The following is a 10,159-nucleotide window of genomic DNA, read 5'->3' on the forward strand; positions in this document are numbered from 1 at the left end:
TGCGGCCAGGCGTGACAAAGCCCCCGGGGGTGGGTCCCCCGGGGGCCTTGTGCGGGGCCCGGCTCGGTGCGGTCAGACGGTCTCCGCCACGGGCGGCTGCGCCGCCGGGGCGTCCGGCTCGTCCGCCGCCTTCGGTCCCGCCCCCTTGAGCGGCACCTCCTTGACGAACACCGCCGCCGCGAGGGCGACCACCGCCACCACGGCTCCGAGCAGGAACGCCGAGTGGATGCCGGCGGAGACGGCGTGCTGGTAGGCCTCCCGGGCCGCCTCCGGCAGCTTCGCGAGGCGTGCCTCCGTCAGTTGGGCGGACTGCTCCGTCACCTTGGAGCCCAGGACACCGGCGCGCTCGGCCATGACGTCCTGGACGCGGTTGTTGAACAGCGCGCCCATGATCGCGACGCCGAAGGAGGAACCGAGCGTGCGGAACAGCGTGGTGGACGAGGAGGCGACGCCCATGTCCTTCATCTCCACGCTGTTCTGGGCGACCAGCATCGTGATCTGCATCAGGCAGCCCATGCCGAAGCCGACCACGGCCATGAAGACACCGGACGTGAACCGCGAGGTCCCCGTGTCCATCGTGGACAGCAGGTAGAGACCGACGGCCATCAGGACGCTGCCCAGGATCGGGAAGACCTTGTAGCGGCCGGTGTTGGTGGTGACGCGGCCGGCGACCATCGAGGTGACGAGCATCGCGCCGAGCATCGGCAGCAGCAGCAGCCCGGAGTTGGTGGCGGAGGCGCCCTGCACGGACTGCTGGTACAGCGGCAGGAACAGCGTGGCGCCGAACATCACGAAGCCGGTGATGAAGCCGATGACCGACATCAGCGTGAAGTTCCGGCTGCGGAAGATGTGCAGCGGCACCACCGGCTCGGCCGCCCTGGTCTGCCAGAACACGAACCCGACGAGGGCCGCGACGCCGATGCCGGTCAGCTCCATGATCCGCGCGGACGTCCAGGCGTACTCCGTGCCGCCCCAGGTGGTGACGAGCACGATCGCGGTGATGCCGATCGTCAGCAGCGCGGCGCCCAGGTAGTCGATCCGCGCCTCGGACCGCTTCTTCGGCAGGTGCAGCACCGCGCTGACGGCGACCAGCGCGACCGCGCCGAGCGGCAGGTTGATGTAGAACGCCCAGCGCCAGCCCCAGTTGTCGGTGATGGTGCCGCCGACGAGCGGACCGCCGATCATCGCGAGCGCCATGACGCCGGCCATCATGCCCTGGTACTTGCCACGCTCCCGGGGCGGGATCAGGTCGCCGATGATCGCCATGACGCCGACCATCAGACCGCCGGCGCCGAGGCCCTGCACGGCACGGAAGCCGATGAGCTGGCCCATGTCCTGGGCCATGCCGCTGAGTGCCGAGCCGATCAGGAAGATGACGATGGACGTCATGAACATGCCCTTGCGGCCGTACATGTCGCCGAGCTTGCCCCACAGCGGGGTGGAGGCGGCGGTCGCGAGCGTGTAGGCGGTGACCACCCAGGAAAGGTGTTCGAGCCCGCCCAGCTCCCCGACGATCGTCGGCATCGCCGTACCGATGATCATGTTGTCGAGCATCGCGAGCATCATCGCGATCATCAGCGCGAGCAGGACGACCCGCACGCTCTTCGGCTGTTGTCCCCCGGCGTCGGTGTCGACCGCCGACGTGTCCGTCGTGTCCGCCATCGCTTCCCACTCCCCCAGCTACCGCTACTTACTTGTCGACCGGCTAGTGACTACACTCGGAAGCTAGCCGCGGAACTAGCCGGGCGTCAAGTAAGTTTTATGGAAAGGGAGCGGCGTAGGAGGATGGGCGGCACCATGGACGGGACCAGGCAGCGGCGCCGCGGGGACACCCGCCAGCGCATCCAGGACGTGGCCCTCGAACTCTTCGCGGAGCAGGGTTACGAGAAGACCTCTCTGCGCGAGATCGCCGAGCGTCTGGACGTCACCAAGGCGGCGCTCTACTACCACTTCAAGACGAAGGAAGAGATCCTCGTCAGCATCTTCGAGGACCTCACCAAGCCGATCGAGGAACTGATCGAGTGGGGGCGGCGGCAGCCGCACACTCTGGCCACCAAGCAGGAGATCATCCGCCGCTACGCGGAGATCCTGTCGGGTGCCGTGCCGCTGTTCCGCTTCATGCACGACAACCAGGCGACGGTCCGGGACCTGCGGATCGGCGACTCCTTCAAGGAGCGCATCCGCGGCCTGCGCGACGTCATCGTCGACCCTGACGCGGACCTGGTCGACCAGGTCCGCAGCGTCAGCGCGATCTTCACGCTGCACGCCGGGATCTCCCTGCTCCAGGACCTCGAAGGCGACCCCGAGGACAAGAACAGGGCCGTCCTCGAGGTCGCCACGGACCTGGTGGCCCAGGCCCACCGGGGGGCTGAGGGCTCCTAGGGGGAGTCCGCAAAGTCGCGTCGTCCGCCCGGAGTCGCGGGGCAGGCGGGACTTTGCGGACACCCCCTAGGGCCGGGGGTCAGACCTTCACACCCTTGGCCTGCAGGAACTTCACCGGGTCGATCGCCGAGCCGTAGTTCGGGGTCGTACGGATCTCGAAGTGCAGGTGGGGACCGCTCGAGTTCCCGGTGTTGCCGGACCGGGCTATCTCCTGGCCGGTCTTGACGACCTGGCCGACCCGCACCTCGACCTTCGAGAGGTGGGCGTACTGGGAGTACGTGCCGCTGCCGTGCTTGATCACGACGGCGTTGCCGTACGCGGGCCCGTCACCGGCGCCGTTGCCGCCGGCCTTGACGACGGTGCCGCCGTGGGCGGCGACGACCTTGGTGCCGCTCGGCACGGCGAAGTCCTGCCCGCTGTGGGTGGACTGCCACATGCCGCCGTTCTGGGCGAAGCTCGCGGAGAGCTTGTACTTCTTCACCGGGTCGACCCAGGTCGGCTTGGCCTTCTTGGCGGCCTTCTCGGCGACGCCCTGCGCCTGGACGGCACTGGCGGCACCGGACGCGGGCGTGGTGTCGGCGGCGGACGCGACCCCGGCCCCCAGTGCGACCGAGACGCCGAGGCCGGCGGCCAGCACGGTCGCACGGGTGCGGAGCTGGGACGTACGGGAGGAACGGGACGTGGCGCGCTGGGACATCGAAACCTCGTAGGGCAGGGGACGGAGAAAACCACCCGGCGCACGGTCGCCCGCCGAATGGCCATCCCTTGGTAACCCGAAGTCCGATAAACGCCCAAAAGCGCGATCTACGGCCTAAGTTAGTAATTTGGTTCAGTGTTCTACGTCTCTTGACACCGCAGGCATTCGGTACAAATACGGACACTAACCAGCATTTCGCCCGTCTTCGCGCAGCGAAAGTCCCTTTCCTCCCGGTCTGATTGCCACTAATCCGCGTAGTACCGGACATTTCGCCTGTGCGGCATGTCACCGGGGGCCCTCTTCAGCCATTCCGTAAATGTGGCGCACGCCTCTAGGCACCTACCGTCCGGTAACCCTACGGTTCCCCTCGCGCCACCCTCGCACACGAACATGCACACGACATGTTGGCAGCGTCACGGACGTGAGAGGACTCCCCACGACATGCAGACCCGCTCCTGGTTGCGCCGCGCATCAGTGACCGCCGTCTCGGCGGCCGCCCTCGTGGCCATGGCAGCACCGGCCGACGCCACGACCAGCACCTCCGCCGCCACGGCCGCCACCGCGGCCTCCACGGCCGCCGCCGCTGACGTCGACTACGCCACCTGGCAGAAGGACTGCCAGGCGGTGATGGACCAGGCGCTGCCCTATCTGAAGCAGCGCATCGCGGCCACGAAGCCGGGCGAGAAGCAGGCGATCGTATTCGACATCGACAACACCACACTGGAGACCGATTTCGGCTTCAGCTACCCGCAGCCCGCCAACAAGCCGGTCCTGGAAGTGGCGAGATACGCGCAGGAGCGCGGTGTCGCCCTGTTCTTCGTGACCGCCCGGCCGGACATCATCCACTCGTTCACCGAGTACAACCTCAAGCAGGCCGGCTACCAGGTCTCCGGCCTCTACGTCCGGAACTTCATCGACCTCTTCAAGAACGTCGCCGAGTACAAGACGGCCCAGCGCGTCAACGTCGAGAAGAAGGGCTACACGATCATCGCGAACATCGGCAACAGCGCCACCGACCTCTCGGGCGGCCACGCCGAGAAGACGTACAAGCTGCCGGACTACGACGGGCAGCTCTCCTGACAGCGAGCCGGACCACGGCATGCGAAAAGGGCCGGTGCTTTTCAGCACCGGCCCTTCTCACTCGACCGTGACGCTTACGCGTCCTTGCTCAGGTTCGGACCCGTGCCACCGGCCGCCTGCTCGATCGGCGGGACGTCCGGCAGGGCCGACTTCTCCTCGCCGCGGAAGGTGAAGGTCTTGGTCTCGCCCTCACCCTCGGTGTCCACGACCACGATGTGACCGGGACGCAGCTCGCCGAAGAGGATCTTCTCCGACAGCGAGTCCTCGATCTCCCGCTGGATGGTCCGGCGCAGCGGCCGGGCGCCCAGCACGGGGTCGTAGCCCTTCTTGGACAGCAGCTCCTTGGCGGACTGGGAGAGCTCGATGCCCATGTCCCGGTCCTTCAGGCGCTCGTCCACCTTGCTGATCATCAGGTCGACGATCCGGAGGATGTCGTCCTGGGTCAGCTGCGGGAAGACGACCACGTCGTCGACGCGGTTGAGGAACTCGGGCCGGAAGTGCTGCTTGAGCTCGTCCGAGACCTTGTTCTTCATGCGCTCGTAGTTGGACTTGGTGTCACCCTGCGCCGCGAAGCCCAGGTTGAAGCCCTTGGAGATGTCCCGGGTGCCGAGGTTGGTCGTCATGATGATGACCGTGTTCTTGAAGTCCACGACCCGGCCCTGGGAGTCGGTCAGACGACCGTCCTCCAGGATCTGCAGCAGCGAGTTGAAGATGTCCGGGTGGGCCTTCTCGACCTCGTCGAAGAGGACGACCGAGAACGGCTTGCGGCGCACCTTCTCCGTCAGCTGGCCGCCCTCCTCGTAGCCCACGTAGCCGGGGGGCGAACCGAAGAGACGCGAGACCGTGTGCTTCTCGCTGAACTCCGACATGTCGAGGGAGATCAGCGCGTCCTCGTCACCGAAGAGGAACTCGGCGAGCGCCTTGGACAGCTCGGTCTTACCGACACCGGACGGGCCGGCGAAGATGAACGAGCCACCGGGGCGCTTCGGGTCCTTCAGACCGGCACGCGTACGGCGGATCGCCTTCGACAGCGCCTTGACGGCGTCGTTCTGGCCGATGACCCGCTTGTGGAGCTCGTCCTCCATGCGCAGCAGGCGGGAGGACTCCTCCTCCGTGAGCTTGAAGACCGGGATGCCCGTGGCCGTGGCGAGGACCTCGGCGATCAGCTCGCCGTCGACCTCGGCGACGACGTCCATGTCGCCGGCCTTCCACTCCTTCTCCCGCTTGGCCTTGGCGGCCAGGAGCTGCTTCTCCTTGTCGCGGAGGGAGGCGGCCTTCTCGAAGTCCTGCGAGTCGATCGCGGACTCCTTGTCGCGGCGGACACCGGCGATCTTCTCGTCGAACTCGCGCAGGTCCGGCGGCGCGGTCATCCGGCGGATGCGCATCCGGGAACCGGCCTCGTCGATCAGGTCGATCGCCTTGTCCGGCAGGAAGCGGTCCGAGATGTACCGGTCGGCCAGGGTGGCGGCCTGGACCAGGGCCTCGTCCGTGATCGAGACGCGGTGGTGCGCCTCGTAGCGGTCGCGCAGGCCCTTCAGGATCTCGATCGTGTGCGGCAGGGACGGCTCCGCGACCTGGATCGGCTGGAAGCGGCGCTCCAGGGCCGCGTCCTTCTCCAGGTGCTTGCGGTACTCGTCCAGCGTGGTCGCACCGATGGTCTGCAGCTCACCGCGGGCCAGCATCGGCTTGAGGATGCTCGCGGCGTCGATGGCGCCCTCGGCGGCACCCGCACCGACCAGCGTGTGCAGCTCGTCGATGAACAGGATGATGTCGCCGCGGGTGCGGATCTCCTTGAGGACCTTCTTCAGGCGCTCCTCGAAGTCACCGCGGTAGCGGGAGCCGGCGACCAGCGCGCCGAGGTCCAGGGTGTAGAGGTGCTTGTCCTTGAGGGTCTCGGGCACCTCGCCCTTGACGATGGCCTGGGCGAGGCCCTCCACGACGGCGGTCTTGCCGACGCCGGGCTCACCGATCAGGACCGGGTTGTTCTTCGTACGGCGGGACAGCACCTGCATGACCCGCTCGATCTCCTTCTCGCGCCCGATGACCGGGTCGAGCTTGGACTCACGAGCGGCCTGGGTGAGGTTCCGGCCGAACTGGTCGAGGACCAGGGACGTGGAGGGCGTGCCCTCGGCAGGACCGCCTGCGGCGGCGGTCTCCTTGCCCTGGTAACCGGAGAGCAGCTGGATGACCTGCTGCCGCACCCGGTTGAGATCTGCGCCCAGCTTGACGAGGACCTGGGCGGCGACGCCCTCGCCCTCGCGGATCAGGCCGAGCAGGATGTGCTCCGTGCCGATGTAGTTGTGGCCCAGCTGAAGGGCCTCGCGGAGCGACAGCTCCAGGACCTTCTTGGCACGGGGGGTGAAGGGGATGTGGCCGGACGGGGCCTGCTGGCCCTGGCCGATGATCTCCTCCACCTGCTGGCGGACCGCCTCGAGCGAAATCCCGAGGCTCTCAAGGGCCTTGGCGGCGACACCTTCACCCTCGTGGATCAGGCCCAGGAGGATGTGCTCAGTGCCGATGTAGTTGTGGTTGAGCATCCGGGCTTCTTCCTGAGCCAGGACGACAACCCGCCGCGCGCGGTCGGTGAACCTCTCGAACATCGTTAATCGCTCCTCAGAGCGGTCAGGCAGTGGGGGGAACTTCCCCTCCCTGTCCTTCCGCAGCTTAGTCCCGCAAGCGGGGACCGCTCATTCCAACTGCCGACACCGGACCGAGAACCAACACCGCCTCCTGACCCCGAACGCCGACATCTGCTCCAACCCGATGGTGCGAGACGATGTTCCCGCAGGCCAGGCAGATACCCCACTCGCCAGTACGCCGATGGCGAACGTGAGACGGCCTTTTCCGCGTGGCGCCCCCTCCCACTAGGGATGTCTTACCCGTAGGGACCTCAGGTCCATGCCGAACACCCCCGTTCCCTCCGCTACGGGCGAACAACCTTGCGCCTCCCGGCACCCCCCACACGCCCCTCTTTCGCCACTCCTTGCACTCGTTTTGACACTCAGCGTAACCCGCATGCCCTTCGGGCGGTTGCGCTTGGCATGTTCGGTGCCCCTCGCTCCGTGACCGCGGCCGGGTCCCCGGTGGTCCCGCCGCCCCGCCGTCCGCTCGACACGAGCGGCCATGGCTCCGGTCGCCTCGCCGCGAGCGGTCAGGTCCGGCGGTGGTACGAGTGCGAACTGGGCTGGCCGACGGTCTCCGGGGATCCGGTGCGGCTGGTGGTGGGGGCGCGCTTCGACGTCCTGGACGTGCCGGCCGAGGCGGGACACGCGGCGCTGCGGCGCCTGGGGCCCGGCGCTCCGGTGGCCCTGCGAGGGGACCGGATGCGGTTCCTGGTGGCCTCGGGCAGCGCTGAGGAGCTGCCAGGGCTGCTGGAGTGGCTGGAGTGGGGAACGCTGGCGCTCGATCTGAGGACGATCGGCGCGGGCGGCGCGATGGAGGCGCCGGTACCGCCTTGTGGGGCGGGTGGGCTGCCGTCCTGCGGGGCGGGAGGGCAGCCGTCCTGCGGGGCGAGAGGGCTGCCGCACTGCGGGGCGAGTGGGCTGCCGCACTGCGGGGTCGGCGGGTCGACGTCCTGCGGGGCGGGTGGGCCGCTGCCCCGGGCTGTGGAGGGTCCGTTGCTCTCCGGGGCCGGCCCATGTGGTGGGCGGGCGCTTTCACCGGGTCGTCGGCATGATTCCCAGGGGGCCGCTGTGTGGTTGCGGCCCCCCGAGCCGGGGTGCGAGGTCGAGGCCTCGCTGCCGACGCTGTCGGCCTTGGGGGGCGGTGCGGGTGCACCCGATCTCGTGCGGCTGGTGGACACGGTGGCCACTCACTGCCACCGAGTCCGGCTGCGGCGCGCGTGCGCCCAGCCGACGCCCTCGCGTGCGCGGGGTCGGTAGTGGTGCGGCTGTTCAGCCGTTGGCCTTCTCGTAGGCCTCGCGGATGGTCGCGGGAACACGGCCGCGGTCGTTGACCTCGTAGCCGTTCTCCTTCGCCCAGGCGCGGATGGCCGCGGTGTCCTGGCTGCCGCTCGAAGCCGCGCGTGCCTTCCCGCGCCCGCCCGAAGCGCGGCCTCCGGTACGACGACCGCCCTTCACGTAAGGCTCGAGAAGGCCACGGAGCTTGTCCGCATTGGCGGTGGTGAGATCGATCTCGTACGTCTTGCCGTCCAGCGCGAACGTCACGGTCTCGTCCGCCTCGCCACCGTCGAGGTCGTCGACAAGAAGGACCTGAACCTTCTGTGCCACCGGATTTCCTTTCATCGATATCTTCAGGGCCGGGGTGTGCCGGCGTCCGCCGTATCGCCGTCCCCTGTTATATGCAGTGCTGCAGTACCTCGGAAAGCAAACCGCTTTTCCCGGAAAAACACAAACCCTCGGCAGAGACCGGCAGCCCCGGCTCCGTCCGGAAACGTGCGCGTTTCGGACATAGGGCACCGGGGAAGGGCCGGCGGCGCGGAATATGCCTTGACGAACCGGTCGGCCGGTGGATGTGACCGGTCTTGTGCCCGACTTGCGGTCGACTAGCGGCCGAGTAGTGGTCGAGTAGTGGTCGTCCCGACGCTCACAGATGCAGAAGCATCCGGCTGTTGCCCAAGGTGTTCGGTTTCACTCGTTCGAGACCGAGGAACTCCGCGACACCCTCGTCATAGGAACGCAGCAGCTCGGCGTAGACATCCGTGTCGACGGGCGTCTCGCCGATCTCCACGAAGCCGTGCTTGCTGAAGAACTCCACTTCGAAGGTCAGACAGAAAACCCTGCGAACGCCGAGCCAGCGGGCGGTGTGCAGCAACTTCTCCAGCAACTGGTGGCCGACGCCCGCGCCCTTCAGGCCGGGCTTCACCGCGAGAGTGCGGACTTCCGCGAGGTCTTCCCACATCACGTGCAGCGCGCCGCAGCCGACGACCTCGGCGTTGTCGTCCCGTTCCGCGACCCAGAACTCCTGGATGTCCTCGTAAAGCGTCACCGTTGCTTTGTCCAGCAGGATGCGGCCGCGGACGTAGGCGTCAAGGAGACCGCGCACGGCCGGGACATCGCTGGTGCGGGCCCGTCGGACGGTGATGGCTTTTGCGGGGGCTTCGGGGGTGTTCGCGGACATGAGCGGACGCTATCGCCCGCCGTGGTCCTCAGCGGAGGCGGGGTTCTCCGGGGAGGCTTCCCCGGGTTCTGCGGGTTCTGCCGGTTCTGCGGGTTCCGGCGGTTCCGAGGGTTCCGACGGTTCGGTCGGTTTCTGGGTTTCCGGGCTCTGGACGATGCGCACGGCATCACGGAGAGTCTCTCGCTGTTCCTCGCTCATCATGCCGAAGAAGGCGACGAGAGCCGCCGCGGGGTTGTCGCTCTGCGACCAGGCGTCGTTCATCAGAGCGGCGGCGTAGGCGGCGCGTGTGGACACCGCCTCATATCGATAGGCGCGGCCTTCCGCCTGGCGGCGCACCCAGCCCTTCTGATGGAGATTGTCCAAAACGGTCATCACCGTGGTGTACGCGATGGACCGCTCCTTCTGAAGATCTTCCAGGACTTCTCGAACGGTCACCGGGCGGTTCCACTTCCACACCCGCGACATGACCGCGTCTTCGAGTTCTCCCAATGGGCGAGGCACAGCTCAGAACAATAGTGGGAGATCTCGGTAATGGCGTGGCGGACGTGCGCTTCACCGGCGAATGGGAACAAAAAGGGCGTACGACTCGAAGCGCGTCGCGCTCGCGGGGTCGTACGCCGTCGGCGGGATGCCGGGGTGGCTCAGGCGTCGGCCTTCGTGTCCGTGTGCGCGAGGGCGGCGTCCACGGCCGCGTCCTCCTTGGCCTTGTTGGCGCCGCCCTGTGTCTTCACGATCACCCGGATCACGCCGATGAAGAAGACGGCCATGACGACCGGGGGCAGGAGCGCGGAGACGTAGTCCATGACTCCAGGGTAGCCACGTCAGCCGGCGGCGAGCTGCTGGGGGTTCGCCGGGGGTGGCGGGGTGGGCTTGCGGCGCGGGAAGACCTCGCCCGGGGTGGGGATGGGGCGGGAGGGCTTC

The 10,159-nt window shown here is 67.8% G+C and carries 10 protein-coding genes; 3 read left to right on the top strand and 7 right to left on the bottom strand.

All coding sequences use genetic code 11. The annotated features are described in order from the left end of the window. Positions 1-72: 72 nt before the first annotated feature. Entirely contained in the window at positions 73-1,662 is a 1,590-nt protein-coding gene (locus IE97_RS0136785; protein ID WP_030251450.1) for an MDR family MFS transporter, read from the bottom strand. A 123-nt stretch (positions 1,663-1,785) separates the two neighbouring features. On the opposite strand from IE97_RS0136785, the gene IE97_RS0136790 reads away from it, so the two are divergent. Then, positions 1,786-2,382 carry a TetR/AcrR family transcriptional regulator gene (locus IE97_RS0136790; RefSeq protein ID WP_030251452.1) on the top strand — a complete coding sequence of 199 codons (597 nt, stop codon included), beginning with the start codon at positions 1,786-1,788 and terminating at the stop codon, positions 2,380-2,382. A gap of 79 nt (positions 2,383-2,461) precedes the next feature. Here the strand turns inward: IE97_RS0136790 and IE97_RS0136795 are convergent, their stop codons facing one another. Further along, positions 2,462-3,079 carry a M23 family metallopeptidase gene (locus IE97_RS0136795; RefSeq protein ID WP_030251454.1) on the bottom strand — a complete coding sequence of 206 codons (618 nt, stop codon included), beginning with the start codon at positions 3,077-3,079 and terminating at the stop codon, positions 2,462-2,464. A gap of 441 nt (positions 3,080-3,520) precedes the next feature. On the opposite strand from IE97_RS0136795, the gene IE97_RS0136800 reads away from it, so the two are divergent. Continuing rightward, positions 3,521-4,159 (top strand): HAD family acid phosphatase, encoded by a 639-nt coding sequence (locus IE97_RS0136800; RefSeq protein ID WP_030251455.1) that lies wholly within the window; start codon positions 3,521-3,523, stop codon positions 4,157-4,159. A gap of 74 nt (positions 4,160-4,233) precedes the next feature. Here IE97_RS0136800 and IE97_RS0136805 read toward each other — a convergent pair whose 3' ends face one another. Continuing rightward, on the bottom strand, positions 4,234-6,759 hold the full coding sequence (locus IE97_RS0136805) for an ATP-dependent Clp protease ATP-binding subunit (RefSeq protein ID WP_030251457.1): 2,526 nt from the start codon (positions 6,757-6,759) through the stop codon (positions 4,234-4,236). A 441-nt stretch (positions 6,760-7,200) separates the two neighbouring features. Between IE97_RS0136805 and IE97_RS0136810 the strand changes: the two genes are divergently transcribed. After that, the gene (locus IE97_RS0136810; protein ID WP_030251460.1) at positions 7,201-8,040 is read left to right on the top strand and encodes an SCO3374 family protein; all 840 of its coding nucleotides are present in this window, start codon (positions 7,201-7,203) and stop codon (positions 8,038-8,040) included. Positions 8,041-8,052: 12 nt separating this feature from the next. On the opposite strand, the gene IE97_RS0136815 is transcribed toward IE97_RS0136810, so the two are convergent. The 4 genes from IE97_RS0136815 to IE97_RS41835 form a co-directional block, all read right to left on the bottom strand. Continuing rightward, positions 8,053-8,388 (bottom strand): histone-like nucleoid-structuring protein Lsr2, encoded by a 336-nt coding sequence (locus IE97_RS0136815; protein WP_010048839.1) that lies wholly within the window; start codon positions 8,386-8,388, stop codon positions 8,053-8,055. A gap of 316 nt (positions 8,389-8,704) precedes the next feature. Continuing rightward, entirely contained in the window at positions 8,705-9,238 is a 534-nt protein-coding gene (locus IE97_RS0136820; RefSeq protein WP_030251469.1) for an amino-acid N-acetyltransferase, read from the bottom strand. A gap of 9 nt (positions 9,239-9,247) precedes the next feature. Continuing rightward, on the bottom strand, positions 9,248-9,703 hold the full coding sequence (locus IE97_RS0136825) for a BlaI/MecI/CopY family transcriptional regulator (protein WP_030251473.1): 456 nt from the start codon (positions 9,701-9,703) through the stop codon (positions 9,248-9,250). 176 nt (positions 9,704-9,879) lie between these two features. Beyond that, positions 9,880-10,041, bottom strand: coding sequence for a hypothetical protein (locus IE97_RS41835; RefSeq protein WP_030251476.1), 162 nt, complete (start codon positions 10,039-10,041; stop codon positions 9,880-9,882). Positions 10,042-10,159: the final 118 nt, after the last annotated feature.

The sequence above is a fragment of the Streptomyces sp. NRRL S-455 genome (genome assembly GCF_000717875.1).
Classification (GTDB): Bacteria; Actinomycetota; Actinomycetes; order Streptomycetales; family Streptomycetaceae; genus Streptomyces.

What these genes read in the sequence shown, in the direction of transcription:
- IE97_RS0136785 (WP_030251450.1), bottom strand. Translation starts at nt 1,662, where the DNA reads ATGGCGGACACGACGGACACGTCGGCGGTCGACACCGACGCCGGGGGA.
- IE97_RS0136790 (WP_030251452.1), top strand. Translation starts at nt 1,786, where the DNA reads ATGGGCGGCACCATGGACGGGACCAGGCAGCGGCGCCGCGGGGACACC.
- IE97_RS0136795 (WP_030251454.1), bottom strand. Translation starts at nt 3,079, where the DNA reads ATGTCCCAGCGCGCCACGTCCCGTTCCTCCCGTACGTCCCAGCTCCGC.
- IE97_RS0136800 (WP_030251455.1), top strand. Translation starts at nt 3,521, where the DNA reads ATGCAGACCCGCTCCTGGTTGCGCCGCGCATCAGTGACCGCCGTCTCG.
- IE97_RS0136805 (WP_030251457.1), bottom strand. Translation starts at nt 6,759, where the DNA reads ATGTTCGAGAGGTTCACCGACCGCGCGCGGCGGGTTGTCGTCCTGGCT.
- IE97_RS0136810 (WP_030251460.1), top strand. Translation starts at nt 7,201, where the DNA reads ATGTTCGGTGCCCCTCGCTCCGTGACCGCGGCCGGGTCCCCGGTGGTC.
- IE97_RS0136820 (WP_030251469.1), bottom strand. Translation starts at nt 9,238, where the DNA reads ATGTCCGCGAACACCCCCGAAGCCCCCGCAAAAGCCATCACCGTCCGA.
- IE97_RS0136825 (WP_030251473.1), bottom strand. Translation starts at nt 9,703, where the DNA reads ATGTCGCGGGTGTGGAAGTGGAACCGCCCGGTGACCGTTCGAGAAGTC.
- IE97_RS41835 (WP_030251476.1), bottom strand. Translation starts at nt 10,041, where the DNA reads ATGGACTACGTCTCCGCGCTCCTGCCCCCGGTCGTCATGGCCGTCTTC.